Genomic DNA, 20,414 nt, shown 5'->3' on the forward strand with positions numbered 1-20,414 from the left:
TGGCGTCGAAGTCAACACTTGAGTTAATGGTTTAGCAGGTGTTATTGACAACTATCCTTGCGGACCAGCTGCCTCGAATTTATTCAGCAGTTAGGGCAACAAAAAAAGAAACCGATTACTCAGGTTTCTTTGCGCCAATTCTAGGCCTTAAACTCACGAATTAATTGTTGGAGTTGCTGATTATCGCTAGCCGTTCCGACCGTTAGTCGTAACCACCCTGGCCGTAAGCCAGTGCGAATCAGATACCCATGGTGCACTAGATAGTCAGCCAGTTGCGTGGCACTCGGATACTTAAAGAAAATGAAGTTCGCGCCAGATTGATCGTAAGTGACACCCTGATCATCAAAGAATGCCATCCACTTAGCACGTTCCGTCGCATTTTTTTGGACCGTTTGTTTCACAAAATTAGGATCATCGATTGCCGCCAGGACTGCCACTTGAGCCAAGGAATTCACATTGTATGGAAGCCGAATAGTTTGCATCGTTGCGGCATATTTGGTATTAAAAACGGCGTACCCGATTCGAAAGTTAGCTAACCCATATGCTTTGGAGAATGTCCGCATGACCACTACATTCGGGTACTTGGCTGGTAACTGCATGGCCGTTACTTGAGCCGCGCCCGGTGTAAAATCAATGTAGGCTTCATCAATCAGGACCATCGTCTCCGGGGGTACTTGCTGGACGAACGCTTCAATTGCCGCTAATGATTCCACGGTGCCCGTCGGATTGTTCGGATTGCACAGCCAAACCATCTTCACGTGGGGCGTAATGGCCTTCATTAAGCCTTCGAAGTTCACATGGTCATTAGGCAACGTTGGCACACTGATTAATTGCCCCCCCTCGATCTCAGCATGTAGTCCATATTCTGAAAACGTCGGTGCGGACACTAGCACCTGGTCGTTGGTGGCTAAGAACGTCCGTGATAACATCACGATCATCTCATCAAGACCTACACTAAAAACGATGCTATTCGGGTCGATTCCCTGTTGCTGGGCCACTGCTTGTCGTAACTCCTGTGCGTCGGCATCGGGATAACGATTACTCTGGGTGAAGTCCCAATTCTTCACAGCGATCGCCACTTTTGGCGAGGTGCCATACGGGTTCTCGTTAGCTGATAACCGGACTAATTCTGTCAATCCTAACTCAGCTTGGAGGGTCGCCAACGGCTTTTCGGGCACATAGGGTTCTAACTGTTCAATACTAGCTTTCATTCGGCTACCTCCTATAGGTTCTTAATTTCGGGCCGATCCTTATAGTCACTCATCTTACCTTCACGTTTAGCCAATTCTTGCTTAATCTGGTCAAAACTAACACCACGTTCGACCAATAACACTAAAACGTGATACAACAAGTCGGCTGTCTCATAGGTTAATTCGTCGTCACCGGGATTTTTGGCCGCCACAATAACTTCGGTTGATTCCTCACCAACCTTTTTTAAAATCTTATCCAGTCCCTTAGTAAATAAATAATCTGTGTAGGAGCCCTTCTTAGGCGTTGCCTTCCGTTGTTTGATCAGTTCGTATAATTCTTCCATATTTTGCATATTCGACACCACTTTCTTCTATAATATATTCATCAATTTAATACGGGTTAAAAACAATCCTGCTTATCGACCGTTGGGACCGCATTTTCCAACCAATCAGCCATCTAACTCCCAACTCATTCGGCTATCGTCATCAATCCTTAGGCGCCCTGTTCTAGTTCAACCGGGTTAAAGAAACAACTCGTATGTCCCGTATGACAAGCGGGACCATGCGGATGAACTGCGACCAATAGTGTATCTTGATCGCAATCCAACGTCATACTAACGACATCTTGTAAATTGCCGCTCGTAGCGCCTTTGTGCCAAAGTTCTTGCCGAGACCGTGACCAAAACCACGTCTGGCCCGACGCCAATGTCCGTTGATAACTTTCCGCGTTCATCCACGCGACCATTAAGACATCCTTCGTATCCGCGTCGGTGACGACCGTTGTCAGTAAGCCGTCACCCTTTTCAAAGTCTGGTTTCATCTTACGACCACTCCTTGTTTTCTTAATGTCGCTTTGACATCTGCAATCGTTAACTCGCCAAAGTGAAAGACGGAAGCCGCCAATGCACCATCAACCGGGGTTGTGCTAAAAACATCCACAAAGTCTTGTAAGTTACCCGCACCGCCGCTGGCAATGATTGGCACATTGACCGTTGCTCCCAGGGCCTGATATAACTTGGTATCAAACCCCGCCTTAGTGCCATCGCGATCCATGCTAGTGACCAATAACTCGCCAGCCCCTAAGGCGACCGCTTGCTTGGCCCACGCCACTGCATCGAGGTCGGTCGCTTGCTGACCCCCATGTGTATAGACACGATATTGACCAGCTGCCGCATCCCACGCCGCGTCAATCGCAACAACAATGCACTGGTTACCAAATTTTTCAGCACCGGCACGAATCAGTTCAGGGTTGGCAACTGCAGCCGAATTAATAGCCGTCTTATCAGCACCCGCACGTAAGATTCGTTGCATATCAGCAACGCTTGTAATTCCGCCACCAATCGTCAGTGGCATGAAGACCTGAGCTGAGACTTGTTCGACCATGGCGGCCATCGTCTCGCGGTGCTCATTGGTGGCTGCAATATCTAAAAAGACAAGTTCATCCGCGCCCTGTTGCTGATAGGCAGCTGCAATCGCCACCGGATCTCCGACATCCGTCAAGTTGACGAAATTAACGCCCTTCTTGACCCGACCATCCGCCACATCCAAGCACGGAATAATCCGCTTTGCTAACATTCAGTCACCCCCGCTAATTCGGCCAGTGTCACACCGCCTTCAGCTAACGCCTTGCCAATAATAACATCCTTGAACCCACTGGCTTGTAACACTTGAACATCGGTCAAATTCCGAACGCCACCGCTGGCAATCAGGTTGGCCGTGGGCACCTGTGCTTGTAGTTCTTGGTATAACGCAAGGTTAGGGCCTTGCATCGTGCCATCACGGGCGACATCGGTCACGATAAAGTGCTTGGCACCACTCGTAGTCATTGTCTTCATTAATGTACTCATCTTGGTCTGTGACTGCTCCAACCAGCCTTTAATTGCCACATAACCATTGGTTCCGTCTAACCCAATCACAATTCGCTCACCACCAAACTCACTTAACAGTCGTTTGACCAGTCGTGGATCAGTCAACGCAACTGACCCCAAGATTAAGCGATCGATTCCTAATTCGAGATAACGAGTCGCCAGCTCGTAGGTTCGAATACCTCCACCGAGCTCGATCGTCCCGGTAAATGCTTGCCGGATCGCCGTGATTGTCGCGAAGTTTTCTGGGCGCCCTGACTTGGCACCATCCAAATCGACCATGTGTAATTGCTGCAAGCCCGCTGCGTTAATTTGTTGGGCTTGAACGACAGGATCAGGATTAATCAATGTCGCCTGTTTAAAATCACCTTGGTAGAGCCGGACACTCTGACCGGCTCGTAAATCAATTGCTGGAAAAATCATTTGCACTCACCATTTCCTTAAAAGCTGCTAGTTGTTGTAATCCGACTCGACCACTCTTCTCCGGGTGAAACTGCATCCCAATCACATTTTGATGCTGAACAATACTTGGAACCTGGACGCCGTGTTGAACTGTCGCCACGATTTCAGTTGCCGGACATACCGCATAGTACGAATGAACGAAGTAAGTATAGGCCGCGTCAATACTGGCAAAGGGACTATCAGGACGCCGAAGCTCGTTCTGATTCCACCCCATCTGTGGGACTTTGACATTCAAGTCCGTTGGCAAAGCGCTAACCCGGCCGCTTAACAAGCCTAGCCCAGCATGCTCGCCGTACTCGGAACTACTTTCAAACAAGAGCTGCATGCCTAAGCAAATACCGAGAACGGGTTTGCCACTCCGCGCCAATGCTTGTAACACGCCGACTAACTGGCGTTCTTTTAAAGCGGCCATTGCAGCTGCGAAAGCTCCCACACCGGGTAAAATAACTGCGTCAGCGGCCGCTAATTGTTGCGGGTCAGCCGTTAAGATGGTTGACACTTGCAGGTAGTCAAAAGCTTTCTTCAAATTACGGGTATTACCCGTATCATAATCGACGATTGCAAACATTTAAATCACGCCTTTCGTAGAGTTGACCCCCTGAATATCTGGATTAATCGTGACAGCCGCGCGCATTGCCCGCCCAAACGCTTTGAACAAACTTTCAACTTTGTGGTGAGTGTTACGGCCGTACAGGATGCGTGCGTGCAAATTCATTTCAGCAGCAAAGGCCACGGCTTGGAAGAAATCTTCGACTGTCTCCGTATCTAAGCCACCGAGCCGCGGATTCGTGAGCTCGGCATCAAAAACTAAGTATGACCGTCCACTTAGGTCGACACTGACCTGACCTAAAGTCTCATCCATTGGCACAAATTCCGTCCCGTACCGTTCAATTCCCTGCTTATCACCCAACGCCTGCTTAAAGCATTCGCCAAGCACGATTCCCGTATCTTCAGTAGTGTGGTGCGGGTCAACGTCGAGGTCGCCGTGACACTTCACGACCAACCCGAAGCGCCCGTGCTTCGCAAATAAGTTCAACATGTGGTTCAAAAAGCCTATCCCGGTATCGATTTCGATACCGCTCTGTTCGTCTAAATTCAAACTGATTTCAATCTGGGTTTCTTTCGTTTCACGTTTAATCGTTGCTTGTCGCATGTTCATTTCCTCCTCATCTGCTAAAACGACTACCGGCTGTAATCACAATCAGTATCAACTACTAATTACGCCCTAATCGTAATAGGTGTCAAAACGACTCTCAATCGCACGAGCATGGCCTTCCAGACCTTCGACCCGTGCCAACGTGGTAATCGCCGGAGCTTCCTTAGCCAAAGCGTCCTTAGTGTATTGGATAAAGGACGTTCGCTTAACGAAATCATAGACGCCAAGTGGTGATGAGAAACGGGCCGTGCCACTCGTTGGTAAGATGTGGTTCGGACCAGCAACGTAGTCACCGAGTGGTTCAGAGGCGTAGCGTCCTAAGAAGACCGACCCGGCATTTTTGATTAAATTCAAGTACTGAGTTGGATTCTTCAATTGCACTTCCAAGTGTTCTGGTGCCACCGTATTCATCAAGTCAAACATTTCTTCAACCTTTGCGACAACGGCAATGAAGCCTTTTTCGTTAACAGCGTCGGTAGCGATCGCTTCTCGTGGCAAAACTTTCAACTGTGACGTCACGTTGTCACTGACGGCCTGCGCTAAGTCGGCACTATCCGTAATTAGGATTGGCCGGGCTCGACGGTCATGTTCTGCTTGACTCAATAAGTCAGCCGCTAATTGCCGAGGATCAGCTGAATCATCCGCTAAAATACCAATTTCTGACGGGCCGGCCACCATGTCGATCGCCACCTGACCAAAGACCTGCTTCTTAGCAGTCGCCACAAAAATGTTCCCAGGACCAATAATCTTGTCGACCGCTGGAATCGACTCAGTCCCATAAGCTAACGCAGCAATTGCTTGAGCGCCTCCCACTTGATAGATGGCGTCGACGCCAGCGATTTTGGCTGCAGCAAGAACGGCTGGATTGATGCCATCGACTTGTGGTGGCGTCACCATAATGACTTCATTAACGCCGGCAATCTTAGCGGGCAAGGCACTCATCAGTAAAGTCGATGGATAGGCTGCCGTGCCACCTGGAACGTATAAGCCAACCCGATTAAGCGGCATTAACTTCTGCCCTCGTAGAACGCCAGGCTGTTCAGCATCAATAAAGCCAGTCGCCTTTTCCTTTTCGTGAAAACTCGTGATATTGCGTTTAGCTAACAACAAGGCGTCCTTCACTTGCGGGTCCAGATTGTTATAAGCATCATCAATAACAGTTTGTGACAACTTAAAGTCGGTCAAGGTGACCTTATCGAATTGGGTTTCGTAATCCTTGACGGCGGCATCCCCGTTTTTAATCACATTGGCAATAATTTCGCGAACCGCTGATTCAACCTTTAAGTCAGTCAATTGTTGGGTCTTCGTTTGAACTAAGCGTTTTAAACTAGCTAAATCTTCATTAATAATTTTCATTAGACAAACTCCTTTGGATTATTCGTATCAACAACTGTGGCCAACCGATCAACTAAATCAAAGATGGCGGCTTGTTGCTGTTTTAAGGCTAACCGGTTGACCACTAGGCGGGTCGAGACTGGTTGTAAATAGTCATAAATTTGTAAATGGTTCTCACGAATCGTGGTCCCCGTCTCGGTGATATCTACGATGGCGTCGGCTAAGCCAGTCAGTGGTGCTAATTCAACCGAGCCTTCAATCTTAATAATTTCAACATCTTGGCCCAAGCGATCAAAATACCGTTGGGTAATCAATGGGTACTTGGTGCCGATGATTTTGCGTCGTGGTGCAACGGGATCAAAGTCGGCCGTGGATGCTAGCACAAATTGGCACTTACCAACCCCCAAGTCTAACAGTTCATATTGGGTACTCTCGTGTTCAGTCAAAATATCGCTACCAACGATGCCGATATCAGCAGCACCCCGTTCGAGGAAGGTCGTCACGTCCGGCCCTTTCGCTAAAATAAACTCATATGGTTGCGTCTCAGAATCAAAAATCAACCGCCGTTGCTTGTTGCGGACTTGCGAACAATCCAGTCCAGCTTCTTCCAGCAACGGCAGGACTTGTTGTTCGACGCGGCCCTTAGTCAAGGCAATCTTTAAACGTGGTTCAGTCATTGGTCATACCTCCAGTTAAATCAATCAGTTGGGCATTCAAACGTTGTGCTTCGATGCGCGCACCTGCTAAGTCATCCGCCAAACTCAAAATGGCGTGCGGTTGTTTCGCTAAGTATGCCTCCGCTTGTGACCACTGTTCAGGCTCAAAGTAAATCAATTGTTCAGCATAAGCGGTCTGTTGGTCGGTGGCTAAAGTCGTTAACAAGTCAACGTCTAACCCCATTCCCACAGCCGGTTCTGCTTCAGCTTGAAAGTTCGTTAACAGTTTGTCGTAACGGCCGCCGCTGAACAGGTAGCCAGCTCCCGCTTGTGAGTAACCCCGAAAAGTCAGGCCGGTATAGTATTTTTGTGGTGCTTGGCTACTCAAATCCACCGAGATGACCTGCTCCGGCATCGTTTGTTGCATCCAGGCCACCACCGTTTGAAGCCGTTTCAGACTTGGTTGGACTGTTTCAGGTAGTGGTGCTGCCGCTAATTCTTTGAAGATACGTTCTGGACGCCCGAACAAACGCGGCCATGCTTTGAGAAAATTATATAAAGGCTGTGCGCGGTACTTGGCAATCAACTTCGTGTAGCGTGGTACTTGCTTATCGAACAGTGCGGTTAAAATGGCTTGTTGTTCGCCTTCGTCACCAGTCAAACTGGCCACGACCCGTTGTGCAAATTGGGCATCTCCTAATTCGATTTCAACAGCATCGGCAATCAGCTCACTTGAAAGCTGGTTGGCAATCGTTAAACATTCAAATTCGGCTTTCAGCGATGCGTAACCGACTAATTCGACTCCCGCTTGTGTGATTTGGTTATATGAACCTGATAATTGACGGCTTACTCGAAAGATATCGCCGACATAACCAAACTTTTGCGGTAAGGGGACATTCGTCGCGCTAATGAAGCGAGCAACTGGTAAGGTCATGTCCGGCCGTAAGACCAAGGTGCGACCATCGTTGCCAAATAAGCGGTATAGTTGGTAGTTACCCATCTGATATGGATCAAACACCGCTTCGTTTTCTAATAACGGCGTTGCAATTGGCGCGAGCCCGCGTTGTTTAAAATGGGCTTGGATCACCGCGATCAAGTGTTGTTTGGTACGTGCCCGCCGACCAAATTCATCCCGGGTTCCTAGTGGTAATAAGTGTTTCAACATAATTTACGCCTCCTAAAACGTCGTTATTTTTAAAACTAATCAGTTTAATTCATATCGTTACTTATCAACGTGCTTAATCAATTGCTTACATGCTAACCGGAGCGACTTGCGATTCCGTCACGCAAACTTACCGCATGGATCGGTGAAACTAAAAAACGCCCCCTTAGCAATTTGCTAAAAGGACGTTTACGCGTGGTTCCACCTTATTTCATCTACCGTTCGCACGGCAGACCTCATGTTGATCAAGTCAACTTGGATAACGAAACCAATTCGGCTAAGGCTAATGAGACTGGTTCACCTTAGCAGTTCATAGATGTGTGTTCGTTAAGCCTGTCTGTCCGGTTCTCAGCTACCCGGGCTCTCTGGATGAGGAAGACTTAATTACTTGTTCTAATCACAACCGTTTATTAAAATTTGATTAGTCGTTTAATTTATAATTCATTGTAATCACTAAACTGACGGCTGTCAACCCTCAATTAATTTTTTTATAAGATGATAGCCACGCCCCACACTGGCTATGTCATGGGCATCAGAGCCATAAACCAGCGGAATGTCAAGCTTTTGAGCGCGTTGTAGAATCTGTTGACCGGGATAAAAATCATTACAATACGGTTTGTAGAGACCAGCCAAATTCAAATCTAACTGCCGCCGTTGCTGCTTCACTAACGCCAACGTCTGATCTACTAATTGAAGATTATGGACATCCAAGGGTTCAGTCAAGCCAAAGTAATCCTGATATTTGCGGACGAGACTCATGTGGCCGATCCGTTGTGGTGCGTAAGGGCCCAGATCTGCTTGTACTGATGCCAAGACCGTCTGATAATACTGTTCAAAAACACGTTGGGGCGTCTTAAGCCACTGCCCAAAACCGGCTGCAAAATCATCCGTTGACATGTCAACACACCAGAAATGCTGCCGTAACCCCCGCATGAAATGGACTGACAAAATACTTTCCTGCGTCCGAGGACCATAGGTATTCAGAAAATCACGCGTCCAAGCAACATGCTCTGGTAAGAAATCAACTTCAAAACCCACTGAGATCTCGATTTGCCCGGCATATTTGGTCTTCAGTCCGTTAGCCAGTGCCAAATAATCGGCTACTTGGTTCTCACGCAACGACGCCTCAGTATAACCGGCCGGCGTCCCTTCATACTGGTCACGAAATGCCGGTGGTAACGGTGCGTGCTCCGTAATACAATACCGCTGAAAACCTAGCTGTATCGCCCGTTGAATCATTTTTTCCGTTGCTTCACCACTCCCATGCGGACATAGTTCCGTGTGGGTATGCCCATCCATTAGCATATCCTCATCACCCTCTCATAATTTATGCTTATTCAATCATATTTTTTTTAGATAAGCAAGTATGGTCGAAACGGTCATTCGCGACAATACGCTAGCAGTCACGGCGAAAGTCTAACAATTTACTTATTTATTTATATTAATCGTCACAATTTCTTTATACCATGATATAGTCAACATTAGTTAAAGAACAGCGCTATTCCCAAAAAAGGGGGGACCAGCCATGCACGAACTCATTACAAAACTTTATCAACTCGCACTTTCCAGTCACATTGTCAGTACGTTGCTGGAACCCGTGCACATCGTTATCTTAGCTTTACCCATCATGACCTTACTACTCGCCATGATTATCCTGACTATCCAGCTCCGAACACGTCAAACACTGAGTGAGCGTAACTTGATCAGTACCTATTCGTTTATTTGGTACTTGGCAGCAGCCTACTTACTAATTATTCTGCCACTCCCGACTCGCTCATCCGTGGCTAGCCTAACAACTGCTGAGTATAATTTACAACCCTTCTACTTTCTCACCCAGTTGAAGGCACTCACGCCGTTTGAACTCGGGGACCCCAGTACTTGGTTAGCCGCCTTCAAATCTGACACGTTCTTCCAGCCGTTCTTCAATATTCTATTATTTATGCCGATCGGTGCCTACTTAAAGTGGCGGCACCGCTGGCCGCTCTGGTTGATCACCCTGACGAGCTTCTCGATTTCATTGTTCTTCGAAACCACGCAGTTAACCGGATTATACGGCTACTACTCACGAGCCTACCGGATGTTCGATGTCGACGATTTAATGATGAACACACTTGGTGGGATTGTCGGTGCTGGGTGTCTACATCTGATTCCTAATCAGTGGCGCAATCGCGACCACAGTACCCGGTTGAATTGGCAGGAACACCCCATCAATTGGCGCCGCATTGGGGCGTTGGTCATCGATTGGCTCGCAATTGCCGCCTTTGACACCGTCTACTTCGTCTTAGTCAAACATTTTAATTGGCCATTACCACATGATTTTCGCTGGCTATACCTGGCCGATATCATCCTCTTCTTCATTGGGCCCGCCTGGTGTTGGCATGGTAAAACCATTGGTGGTCGCCTGCTCAATAGTCAGATCGTAACCATCAGTGGTCACCAGGCCAATCTCTGGCAACTGCTTATCCATTACAGTGGGCTCTACCTAATCGGCCTGCCACTTTTATTCTTGGATTTATGGTTATTCAATCGTCTAGGCAACGTTCCTAGTGCCACCCTTAACCGCCTGGATGTCTACCTCGTCGTCGTTTCAGTCATTTTACTGATTATCAGTTATGATTTATTGTTAGCGCTTTTCAGTCGCAGTCACCAGTTATGGTGTGAAAAGTTAAGTAGAACAACTGTTAAATAATTAGGTGGCCTTAAAACTTCCTTTGCGTTGTCTCGCAACTCATGTTAAATTGAAGATATCTCAAAACGCTGGAAGTAAAAACAATGATAAAAGTCCATGAACTAAGCGACGATTTTCGCTGGGTCGCTGTTAATAATTACACTGAAAATGATTATCATCAACTCGTAAGTGAGGAACACGTTACCGACGAAATGTTAGGCTACGCAACCGATCAACACGAACGAGGCCGGTTGGAATATGACGCCAAAAGTGCCATCACGACCATTATTTTTGACGTGGTCACAGAAGACGTTGAGGAAGGTACTTATACCGCCCAAGTCAGTTTCATGTTGATTGACCACACCCTACTGACTTTTACGACCGATAACACAATATTCGTTGAGGATATGTTGGCAGACGAAATCGATGCCGATTGGGAAGATGTCCTGCATCCATACGACCATATCTTTAACGTCTTGTACAAGCTATCACGGCAATATTTTTCGGCCATCAACAAGATCAATAAACAACGCCAAGACATTCAGATGAAGATGAAAAAGCAAATTCAGCGTTCGGTCATTATTCAATTGATGGACTTAGAAACAACGCTAGTCTATTTCCTCACGTCCCTTAAAAGTAATAACGACATGTTGCAGTCACTCAAACGGTTTGTACCGGTCAAATTCTCGGCGGCCCAATTAGAACGGCTCGACGATATTATTGTCGAGGCACAACAAGGATTGGAAATGGCCAACATTGCCTCAGACATAATCGGCCGGGTGTCGAACGCCTACTCGAACATTCTAGACAACAGTTTGAACAACACGATGTGGGTGCTGACGATTTTCTCCATCGTCCTGACAATGCCCAACATTGTCTTCGGTTTTTTCGGGCAAAACGTCGACTTACCGTTCATGAAGAATCCATTCGGTTGGGAGATTACGGTATTCATCGCCGTTGCACTATGTGCCCTAACCATTTGGTTGCTACGACGCAATTCATTTCGTAAATAAAGGAGGTTTTAAAAATGCCTAGTCGAGTTAAAGTCACGGACACCAACGATTACATCAATAAAGCTGCAATCGCTGCACAACCAATCTTGAGCACCCTTGCCCAACTGATTACATCGGAATTGCTTGACTTTACTGCTAAAATCAAGTGGAATTTGCCGTTCTATGAACATGACAAACAATACGTTAGCATTGCTGCTTATCAGGCCCACGTCAGTCTAAGTATTTCAGCCGACCTTGACGATGCGACCCTCACTGCTGCTAAAACTGCTGGTTACGCAACCGGTCAAAAGCGGCTGAACATTGGCCTGGATCAACCCGTACCAGTGGCGCTAGTTAGACAAGTCTTACAACTAATTGCTTAAATATACGCTGCTTTTAATTTCAAAAGGTTCCGAACTGTCAAACAACTGACAATTCAGAACCTTTTATTTTGGTTATTCTTATCCAATATCCAAGCTATCAAAACCAGTTTTTCTGTACAGTTTCATCGATTAAACTGAAACTGCTAAGGACTATCGCTTGCGCAACCGATAATCCTTTACATTAGCAAATCGAGACAGCTCAACCAGTTGACCGGTCGCCTTCAAATACGCATCATATTCCTGGTCAAGACCGGGAAGAACTTCATTAGTACCCGGTACAAAATGAATATCCTCATGTCCGGCAGCCGTAGCGGTCTCATAATACCACTCCTTAAACTTCAAATAACTCATCGTATCCTGTAAGTCGGTAATCCGCTGTTGTAATTCCTGCTCATGCGTTTTGAGTAATTGGTAACGATCGTTTAATGTCGTATCACCTTCGAGTCTGAGCGCAATAAAAGTAGCAATGTCAGCTACTGACACACCCGCATTTTTGAGACATACAATGGTCCTCATCAAATGTAGATCATTATCAGTAAATTCACGCCGGCCAATTGAATTACGCTTCACGAATGGCAGTAATCCCGACTTATCATAGTAACGAATGGTATCAATCGTCACTCCTAACTTATCAGCTACTTGTCCGATTGAATAACTCATACTGAACTGAACCTCCTCGATTGTCGTTTAACCACTATCTTAACGCAGCTAATCGTCTGTCGATAATGAAAGGTCCTCACGTGACTTAATTTCACTAACAATGCTTTGTAAATTAGCGAGTCCACCTTGATAGGCAAATTCACCTAATGGCAAGTGTGCCGGTACTTCTGCCAAATTGGCCTGATCAAACATAACCTGAGCAATTCGGTGCGGATTGCCCGGTGCCTGAGTAACCGAGTCCGATACCGTCGTAATCGCGTCACTAAACGCGGCGTAATCTGCAATTGTCGGTACCATCTTTTGGGATGACCGCCCTGACCACTGCGTTCGAGCGCCACTTGGTTCAACCGTCATAATTTGAATCCCCAAGTCTTTTACTTCTTGCCGCAAGGTATCACTATACCCCTCAACTGCATACTTTGTCGCACTGTAAAAGCCCATAGTTGGTAGTGTCGTCAATGCCAACGCCGATGATAAATTAATAATTATCCCAGCATGGTGTGCCCGCATGGTCGGTAAAACGGTCCTAGTCACGTTAGCGAGTCCCATAACGTTAACTTCAAACATGTAGCGAACTTTCGCCATATCACTTTCTTCAATTGTTGAAAAATAGCCTAAGCCAGCATTGTTCACTAAAACATCAATAGTTCCAAAACGTTGAATCGCTTGAGCGACCCCAGTTTTAATTTGTGATTCATTTGTCACATCAATGCTTACTTTCTCAATACGCGTCGCGTCAAAAACATCTAGATAGGCTAAATCATCGGTGTGGCGGGCAGCCGCAATCAGCTGAGTGTCAGACTGCCGTGCAACAATTGTCGCGAGTTCCTTTCCAAAACCACTTGAAGTTCCTGTAATGAACCATGTTTTCATCTTTTAATCACTCCTATTAATCTTGCTGAGCTACTACTTTACTCGGTCATAGTCCTTTTAGCAGCCTTGACTAACCCATCTAACCAGCTTTGGTGACCATTTAACATCGGATTGGGTGTTTGATTAGCTAAGTCTTTAGCAGGCTGTCCAACTTGCGATTCTTGTGTTAATAATCGAATCCGGCCATCTGTCAACTTTTCAATTAGGAAAGCGTGATAGACATCAAACTGAGTATCTGCATCACCATTTTGCCAACCATGCCATGCTAGTCGTGCTGTTTCACCATCCGTCGGTTCAACGAGTTCCATGACCTGGGCATCGATAGGAAAACCAAATGTATCAAATCGGAAATGTTCCGCAAACTTTAGTTCAGTATTCGTTTGATCATCCAAAATAATGTTAGTCGCATTGTCATAATACGTCGTCCACTTCGATGTATCGACTAAGTTTTTCCAAACAGCCGCTAAAGTCACACCGTCTGTAATGACCTCGTTTGACACGAAATTATCAGTATGCCCTGGTAAATAGTCCGTTGACCAATTAATTGATTTCATTATTAATTCCTCCATATTTGCGTTAAAATTTTATTCTAGCTAGCAAATTAACATCATGACATCTCATTGACCATTCACTAACTTTGAATAAACTTAGCTTATATGCTGGAGCTGACTCCAGGACAAGGATAAAGGACACTCATCAGTTTTAGCTTAACAAATTCTTAATATTGCTTTCTAAAACGAACCTAATTTCAACATGACGCTTATTATATTTTATCTGACTCTAACGCTCGAATAATTCGACATCAAAAAAAGCTGGTCGCCAGAATATTGATTCTAGCGATCAGCTTTTCATTACCCTTAACAAATTAGTTTTATTGCATGTGCAATAAGCCCATCTTGTCCATTGTTTCCGCAATCTGAACTGAGTTCCAAGCAGCACCCTTTAAGAGGTTGTCGGAAACGTTCCACATGTGGAAGGCTTGTGGCGTTTCTTGATCAGGACGAACCCGACCAACGAACGTGTCTTTAGAACCTTCCGCATTATGCGCTTGCGGATAAATTTGGTTATCAGGGTCGTCTTGTAAGACCACGCCTGGTGCAGCTGCCAAAGCATCTTGAATGCCCTTGACAGTTGCCTTAGGATCTTCAACTTCAAAGTAAACTGATTCGGAGTGACTCACTGGCACCGGAATCCGCACACAAGTTGCCGTTACTTTGATATCCTTACTGTCCATGTCGCCGCCACACATAATCTTTTTGGTTTCATGGATCATCTTCCATTCTTCATGGGTGTAGCCATCTTCTTCAAACACGTCAATTTGTGGTAACGCATTGAAGGCAATTGGATAATGCTTTTTGTCGCCCGCAACAGGTAAGATATGAGCTTCCATCTCTTCACCTTTTAAGTAGGCTTCCGTCTCATCATGCAATTCCTTCAAGGCCCGGTTACCAGCACCACCAACGGCTTGATAGGTTGAAACAATGACCCGCTTCAAACCAAATGCCTTGCGCACTGGTTCCAAAGCAACGACCATTTGGATGGTTGAGCAGTTCGGGTTAGCCACGATTCCATGATGAAGCTTCAACGCTTCAGGGTTAACTTCAGGAACAACTAACGGAATCTTTGGGTCCATCCGGAAAGCACTCGTATTATCAACAACTACGGCACCCCGTTTGACTGCTTCAGGGGCGAACTTCTTAGATACTGAGCCACCCGCTGAGAAGAGGGCTAAATCAATTCCTTCGAATGATTCAGGAACGGTCTCTTCAACAGTTAAGGCTTGACCATTGAACTGTAATTGTTTACCGGCTGAACGGCTTGATGCCAAAAGTTTAACTGAGTTGACAGGTAAACTCGTCTGTTCCACCATTTTGATCATCCGCGCGCCAACTGCACCAGTTGCACCGACAATCGCGACGTTATATCCACTCACTATGAAGACCTCGCTTTGATAGTTATTGAAACCTCATTATAGCACGTTTGTAAAGATTAGAAAATAATGAGTTCCATCCGACCATAAATTAATCTGTCACTGATTGCACTGCCAGCTGTTTTGCACACGCAGATCATCAAAAAAGTAACCGTTACCATCGTTAATTAAACAGTCATTTAGCTGTCGCCCATTTTGACGTATAATGAACCTAATTAAAAGGAGGCCGCGCCATGTGTACCAGCTTAACTTATCTTGATACTGACAATCACCGCTACTTCGCCCGCACCATGGACTTTCCAACAACGACACCTTGGCGGCCAATTTTTTTGCCGCGCCGTTATCCGTGGCCAACTGGGTTAGCGACGACGCGTATGACGCAGTATGCCATTCTCGGTGGTGGTCGGCTACCTGACCACTTTAAGGCTTGTTTGATGGCTGACGGCATTAACGAAGCTGGTTTGGTGTGTGCTGAACTGTACTTGCCCCACGCCGTTGAATACGCCACTCAACCACAAGTCAACCAAATTAATTTAACACCCCAAGCCTTCATCAACTGGGCTTTAGGTGAACACCAATCAGTCGCAGCCGTGATCGCCGATCTGCCAAGTGTTAACCTGGTCGGTGCGTCCTGGGGTGATGACACTGGTGAAGTCTATCCCTTTCACTGGTATCTCAGTGATGCACACACCAGTGCCGTCATCGAACCCACTGGTGGCCCACTGACGGCGCAACCGAATCCAGCCGGCGTCCTGACCAATACACCAGTCCTAAGCGACCATCAGCGCCGACTAAATCGTTATTTAGCAGTATCTGGCAACCAGATTACAACTGCCACTCGTCAGGCTGCTCAGCACGTGATTCAGACTAAGCAACCATTACCGAGCGGGCCGATTCCCACTGATCGTTTCATTCACATGGCACTTCGACGACTGGGAACACCGCAGCTAGCACCGCAACAAGTGCCGACCACTTTATTCCGCTGGTTACAAGAAGTAAGCTTGCCATACCACGCCGACCGTCGCCATCTCATCAGCCACAACTACACGCACTATCGTTGTTTGATCACGTTAGCGACTCGTACTTACCGCTTTATTCCACGCACGACTGGTCACGAACAACGACTGACACTAACACCTGAAATGGCAACAACCTGGCGAACACCGTACCTCTTTCCTGCCGATTGAAACTAAAAAATCACGATGTTGAGACTGAACTCACATCGTGATTTTTAATTAATGACGCTGCTTCAAAAAATGATCAAATTCCTGATTGATTGCTGCTCGTACTTGGGGCTCATGTAAATCAGCTTGCGCTGCATTCGGACCACCCGTAACTTGACTAACCACTTGCAAATAGCCGAACAAGACCTGGCTGGGGTCAAGATGATACTGCTTGGCTAACGTCACGGCTAGATCATAACGATCAGGTCCTAATAAACTTGAATAATCCATTATGCCGTCCCTCCCTTCGCCTGTTCTAGCTGGCGACTCATCCGTAAGTAGGCCAAAAAGTGAAAAATGATGCCACCTGCTAGTAAGATTGCACCTAACCATACCGACCAAAACGTTGCCACGATGGCTAAGCCATAAATCGTGACACTTCGAACCGGATCAAACTTAATTGCGGTATAAAAAGCCATTGAGATTCCCGGCTTCTTTAGATCCTGGTGATGATGCAGATAAGCGTACATGAAATAAAATGTCGCCGAAATAAACAGGGCAACCAAATCATAAACAATAAATGCCGTTTGCATATCCTGTCGATTACCAGTTGTCAACGCATCTGCCACTAATGACATCGGGTAATCCAATAAGGTGATACTAAAGAGCATTAATAAGTTTAGCATATTAACGTTGCGATCAATTCGTTGTAGCATGTTGAAATAATCATGATGAAATAACCACAGCGTGCCAACGTAGAAATACGAAAAGACGTACGACAAGATCAACGGCCATTGCGCTAATAGTGCCGCCAGTAAATGTCCCGGTTGGTAATCAGGAATGTGAAATTCTAAGACTAAAATTGTAATTAAAATGGCAAAAATACCATCACTGAACGCCTGAAATCGATCTGTTTTCAAAATCAGCACCTCCCACAGCGTTTTAGGATACCATAACTCACAAGTAATTACTGTAATTAACTTTTCAAACTGACGACCAAACCGCTTCTCTAACACCTGATATGGTAAGATTAAGTCAAAATAAAGTAATTGATGTGGGGGCGTCAAGACGAATGCGAAAATTATTAAAACCAAAGTGGTTGTTCTTATTTTTCTGGGGAATCGTGGTGTTTGCAAGTATTCTGATTTTACCGAACATTACCACGTTTGTGAATGAACAAACCGCAATGCCACAAGATGCAACAACGAGTCCTAAATATCAACAACAATGGGGTCACGGGTTAACCAACAGCCAGTCCTTAACGTTAGTCTTCAACAATTCAAATGGTAAATTATCCAAACAGCAACGCCAACAAATCTCCACGACCCTAGCCAAACTTAATCGCCGAGCCGATGATTATGGCATTAACCAGCTTCGAACGCCAACCGGTATGACTAATGACCGGCACTTATTACGTTCCAATGATGGTTCCACCGAATTAGCCCTTGTCGCCGTTCAGACATCCCGGGCTGACCTATCTGTGATTGCAAATCAACTTAATAATGCGATTGCAATCGCCGACCTCAATACGAGTGTCACCAGTACGGACTTGATCTACCAACAACACGTGCAACAACAACGTCGCAACTTGCTGATTAGCATGCTTGTCGGTAGTCTGCTCAGTTTAATCATTCTCGGCCTCATCTTCCGCTCACTGTTAGTGCCATTACTGAACTTACTGTGTCAAGTGGTCACTCTGATCACAACGATTAGCTTTATCACTAACGCGCGTTTAGCTTGGCATTGGCCACTGACGGCTAATGCGCTGAGCCTTGCTAGTCTAATCAGTTTAATACTGACTAGTCTATTGACATGGCACTTTATGTACGCGTATTGGCAATCGAGCGCACCAACCGCACCGACCACTGTCAGTCTCAAAATTCTGACACTTCAATATCGACAGTGGGCACTTGTTTTTATCCCATTAATACTCATAACCATCACTTTACACTGGACTGCCTTCATCTCATTAGCCGCTGCTTGGGCCATTACTGTAGCGCTTGGAATCACCTTACTGGCGGTACCGCCGCTCAATTACGCCTTTACCGCTTGGCTCGGTGATAATTTATTTTGGCCAGGAACAACGGCTTGGCCGACCCGTCCACGCAATCTATGGGGCCAATTGAGCAAGTTCGGCTACTGGCAGCCAGCGCTTGGGAGCTTGGCCGTCGCACTGTTACTACTCCCCGGCCTCATTCTTGCTAACGGCCAGTTTGCCGATGACAACTTACGACCCTGGCGCCAAAATCAGCTTAGTAATGCTGAATTAGGTCAGCAATTAGTCCAAGCTCACTTCGGTACCGGTGCCACGGCGCCAATCACAATTACACTACGAGCACCGCAGAATTTAACGCAGCAGCAATCATTACAAACAATCGATCACCTGACGACTAAACTGCGGGCCGTACCAAATGTGGCTCAAGTCATCTCAGTGACCCAGCCCACCGGCCAACCACTAAGTAATTTCTACGTTAACCAGCAACTTGCGACTATCAACATTGATTTGGCTGGTAAACTGACGAGTATGGCGAAACTCAAGAGCCAACTCACGACTGACCAACAAAGTCTGGAACAAGCAGCGACTAGTCGCCATACCAAGTCGGTCGACCAGTTGTCCGACCGCATCAATGATTTGGCTGAACTGAATGATCAAGTGCAACGGCAATTACAGGCTATTGACACGACGCTAACGACATCAGCTGAGGCTGAACCCGATTTAACCAAAGTCAATCAGCAGGTCACCAAGTTAGATCACCTGACTGACCGCATGACAACCGCACTAAATCACGTGGTAACGGCCCAAACTACGGTCGCAACCGAAGCTGGACACGTTGATCAGCGTGTTCACCACGTCAACCAATCATTGAAGCAGACCGTTCAACCCTTAACCACCTTACTCGCTTCACTGAAAAATACGAAGACCTATCTACATGATTTAGCCGCTAGTCAAGTTGGCCGGAGTTTTTACCTGCCTGCTAACGCGGCTACTAATCAGGCCTATCAAAACAGTCTTTTTACTAATATTAGTAGTGATTTAAGCATGACACAGCTAACGGTCACTTTGAAATCAGCGCCGGCTAGTGCGGCTAGTCGCAGGACCCTGCAACGACTTCAGGCAGTCACCCACGACAGCCTACTCGCCACGCCCTTAGCGCACGCCAAAATCCTAACAACCGGGGTAACACAGCAACAGCACTATCAGCATACCCTGATTGCGACCCACGCACTGAGATGGCTCACACTCGGATTAATCATCGGCATAGTTGTTTTATGGTTCGGCCTGCGTTCATTGACCTTCAGTCTGTTAATGACCGCGTGCTTAACTGGCGTGACGTTAACTAGTTGGGGTTGGACTCAGTTAATATTAACACGCTGGTTGCAAACCGGGCCGCTCAGTAGCAGTGTCTTGCTTGGTAGCTTGATGTTGTTGACACTGCACTGGCTAATGATTACCACCGCAACCGGTCACCGTCAAAGTTGGTTACGGCACTTGGATCCCGCTCATCTGCAACAGCACTTTTATACTAGTGGACGATTCGTTTGCCCGGTAACAATGATTGAATTGACCTACTTACTGCCACTGCTTTTGACGACCGCACCAACCTTAAAGGGGCTTGCACTCATGAGTCTCATTGGGATTACGATAAGTAACCTCATCGTTCCATTGGGATTTTCAGGGTGGACACGTTGGGCTAATGAGCCACCAGCTATAGCCACGCTTTGGCAGCACTTTCGCCCATCATCTACCAACCGCTAGCAATTAGTTAGCCTAATCTTTGAGTAAAAAAAGTTGCGTTTCCAGACGTCAAATCTGGAAACGCAACTTTTTTACAATACTAAATTGAATCGTAGCAAACTGCCAGTCGTTTATACTTAATGATTGTGTGAGCACCGGTAATCTGATAGTCACCGCTGACTA

General features: G+C 46.4%; 22 protein-coding genes and 1 other annotated feature. Of the genes, 5 read left to right on the forward strand and 17 right to left on the reverse strand.

Features of this window, described 5'->3' with window-relative positions:
* Positions 1–140: 140 nt before the first annotated feature.
* The 11 genes from hisC to hisJ all read right to left on the reverse strand — a co-directional run bounded on the left by hisC (position 141) and on the right by hisJ (position 9,131).
* The gene (gene hisC / locus ACOV1R_RS00785) at positions 141–1,211 is read right to left on the reverse strand and encodes a histidinol-phosphate transaminase (protein ID WP_015380674.1); all 1,071 of its coding nucleotides are present in this window, start codon (positions 1,209–1,211) and stop codon (positions 141–143) included.
* An 11-nt stretch (positions 1,212–1,222) separates the two neighbouring features.
* Positions 1,223–1,543, reverse strand: a complete 321-nt coding sequence (gene hisE / locus ACOV1R_RS00790) for a phosphoribosyl-ATP diphosphatase (protein WP_003642719.1) — start codon at positions 1,541–1,543, stop codon at positions 1,223–1,225.
* A gap of 140 nt (positions 1,544–1,683) precedes the next feature.
* Entirely contained in the window at positions 1,684–2,010 is a 327-nt protein-coding gene (hisI, locus tag ACOV1R_RS00795; protein ID WP_003646591.1) for a phosphoribosyl-AMP cyclohydrolase, read from the reverse strand.
* Complete coding sequence (gene hisF, locus ACOV1R_RS00800; RefSeq protein ID WP_003646590.1) at positions 2,007–2,765, reverse strand: imidazole glycerol phosphate synthase subunit HisF; 759 nt, start codon at positions 2,763–2,765, stop codon at positions 2,007–2,009. Before hisF ends, hisI begins: the two co-directional genes overlap by 4 nt.
* Positions 2,759–3,478 (reverse strand): 1-(5-phosphoribosyl)-5-[(5-phosphoribosylamino)methylideneamino]imidazole-4-carboxamide isomerase, encoded by a 720-nt coding sequence (gene hisA, locus ACOV1R_RS00805; protein WP_003642716.1) that lies wholly within the window; start codon positions 3,476–3,478, stop codon positions 2,759–2,761. The genes hisF and hisA overlap by 7 nt, the downstream gene beginning before the upstream one ends.
* Positions 3,459–4,085 (reverse strand): imidazole glycerol phosphate synthase subunit HisH, encoded by a 627-nt coding sequence (gene hisH, locus ACOV1R_RS00810; protein ID WP_003642715.1) that lies wholly within the window; start codon positions 4,083–4,085, stop codon positions 3,459–3,461. Before hisH ends, hisA begins: the two co-directional genes overlap by 20 nt.
* Complete coding sequence (hisB, locus tag ACOV1R_RS00815; RefSeq protein WP_003644682.1) at positions 4,086–4,670, reverse strand: imidazoleglycerol-phosphate dehydratase HisB; 585 nt, start codon at positions 4,668–4,670, stop codon at positions 4,086–4,088.
* A 72-nt stretch (positions 4,671–4,742) separates the two neighbouring features.
* The gene (gene hisD, locus ACOV1R_RS00820) at positions 4,743–6,029 is read right to left on the reverse strand and encodes a histidinol dehydrogenase (protein ID WP_003642713.1); all 1,287 of its coding nucleotides are present in this window, start codon (positions 6,027–6,029) and stop codon (positions 4,743–4,745) included.
* Positions 6,029–6,685 carry an ATP phosphoribosyltransferase gene (gene hisG / locus ACOV1R_RS00825; protein ID WP_003642712.1) on the reverse strand — a complete coding sequence of 219 codons (657 nt, stop codon included), beginning with the start codon at positions 6,683–6,685 and terminating at the stop codon, positions 6,029–6,031. Before hisG ends, hisD begins: the two co-directional genes overlap by 1 nt.
* The gene (gene hisZ, locus ACOV1R_RS00830) at positions 6,678–7,829 is read right to left on the reverse strand and encodes an ATP phosphoribosyltransferase regulatory subunit (RefSeq protein WP_015380677.1); all 1,152 of its coding nucleotides are present in this window, start codon (positions 7,827–7,829) and stop codon (positions 6,678–6,680) included. Before hisZ ends, hisG begins: the two co-directional genes overlap by 8 nt.
* Positions 7,830–8,004: 175 nt before the next feature.
* Positions 8,005–8,236, reverse strand: a binding site (T-box leader).
* A 58-nt stretch (positions 8,237–8,294) separates the two neighbouring features.
* Positions 8,295–9,131, reverse strand: coding sequence for a histidinol-phosphatase HisJ (gene hisJ, locus ACOV1R_RS00835; protein WP_027822746.1), 837 nt, complete (start codon positions 9,129–9,131; stop codon positions 8,295–8,297).
* Positions 9,132–9,351: 220 nt separating this feature from the next.
* On the opposite strand from hisJ, the gene ACOV1R_RS00840 reads away from it, so the two are divergent.
* From ACOV1R_RS00840 to ACOV1R_RS00850, 3 genes are all read left to right on the forward strand, one after another.
* Entirely contained in the window at positions 9,352–10,515 is a 1,164-nt protein-coding gene (locus ACOV1R_RS00840; RefSeq protein WP_003646586.1) for a VanZ family protein, read from the forward strand.
* Between the two features lie 83 nt (positions 10,516–10,598).
* On the forward strand, positions 10,599–11,507 hold the full coding sequence (locus ACOV1R_RS00845; protein ID WP_003646585.1) for a magnesium transporter CorA family protein: 909 nt from the start codon (positions 10,599–10,601) through the stop codon (positions 11,505–11,507).
* A 14-nt stretch (positions 11,508–11,521) separates the two neighbouring features.
* Positions 11,522–11,869: a DUF1801 domain-containing protein gene (locus ACOV1R_RS00850; RefSeq protein WP_003642707.1), complete on the forward strand. Its 348-nt coding sequence runs from the start codon at positions 11,522–11,524 to the stop codon at positions 11,867–11,869.
* A gap of 150 nt (positions 11,870–12,019) precedes the next feature.
* Here ACOV1R_RS00850 and ACOV1R_RS00855 read toward each other — a convergent pair whose 3' ends face one another.
* The 4 genes from ACOV1R_RS00855 to ACOV1R_RS00870 all read right to left on the reverse strand — a co-directional run bounded on the left by ACOV1R_RS00855 (position 12,020) and on the right by ACOV1R_RS00870 (position 15,335).
* Complete coding sequence (locus ACOV1R_RS00855) at positions 12,020–12,529, reverse strand: MerR family transcriptional regulator (protein WP_003642706.1); 510 nt, start codon at positions 12,527–12,529, stop codon at positions 12,020–12,022.
* A gap of 48 nt (positions 12,530–12,577) precedes the next feature.
* Positions 12,578–13,402, reverse strand: a complete 825-nt coding sequence (locus ACOV1R_RS00860; protein ID WP_011101829.1) for an SDR family oxidoreductase — start codon at positions 13,400–13,402, stop codon at positions 12,578–12,580.
* Positions 13,403–13,440: 38 nt separating this feature from the next.
* A complete protein-coding gene (locus ACOV1R_RS00865) occupies positions 13,441–13,956 on the reverse strand; it encodes a polyketide cyclase (RefSeq protein WP_003644685.1) in 516 nt (171 codons plus the stop codon).
* Positions 13,957–14,273: 317 nt separating this feature from the next.
* A complete protein-coding gene (locus ACOV1R_RS00870) occupies positions 14,274–15,335 on the reverse strand; it encodes an aspartate-semialdehyde dehydrogenase (protein ID WP_003642703.1) in 1,062 nt (353 codons plus the stop codon).
* Between the two features lie 230 nt (positions 15,336–15,565).
* On the opposite strand from ACOV1R_RS00870, the gene ACOV1R_RS00875 reads away from it, so the two are divergent.
* Positions 15,566–16,519, forward strand: a complete 954-nt coding sequence (locus tag ACOV1R_RS00875; RefSeq protein WP_021357016.1) for a linear amide C-N hydrolase — start codon at positions 15,566–15,568, stop codon at positions 16,517–16,519.
* A gap of 48 nt (positions 16,520–16,567) precedes the next feature.
* Here ACOV1R_RS00875 and ACOV1R_RS00880 read toward each other — a convergent pair whose 3' ends face one another.
* Positions 16,568–16,786, reverse strand: coding sequence for a hypothetical protein (locus ACOV1R_RS00880; protein WP_003642701.1), 219 nt, complete (start codon positions 16,784–16,786; stop codon positions 16,568–16,570).
* Positions 16,786–17,562: a TMEM175 family protein gene (locus ACOV1R_RS00885; protein WP_015380681.1), complete on the reverse strand. Its 777-nt coding sequence runs from the start codon at positions 17,560–17,562 to the stop codon at positions 16,786–16,788. Before ACOV1R_RS00885 ends, ACOV1R_RS00880 begins: the two co-directional genes overlap by 1 nt.
* Before the next feature lie 5 nt (positions 17,563–17,567).
* On the opposite strand from ACOV1R_RS00885, the gene ACOV1R_RS00890 reads away from it, so the two are divergent.
* Complete coding sequence (locus tag ACOV1R_RS00890) at positions 17,568–20,252, forward strand: MMPL family transporter (RefSeq protein ID WP_217203180.1); 2,685 nt, start codon at positions 17,568–17,570, stop codon at positions 20,250–20,252.
* The last annotated feature ends 162 nt before the right edge of the window (positions 20,253–20,414 follow it).

It is taken from the genome of Lactiplantibacillus sp. YT640, from assembly GCF_049745435.1.
In the GTDB taxonomy this organism is placed as follows: Bacteria; Bacillota; Bacilli; order Lactobacillales; family Lactobacillaceae; genus Lactiplantibacillus; species Lactiplantibacillus plantarum.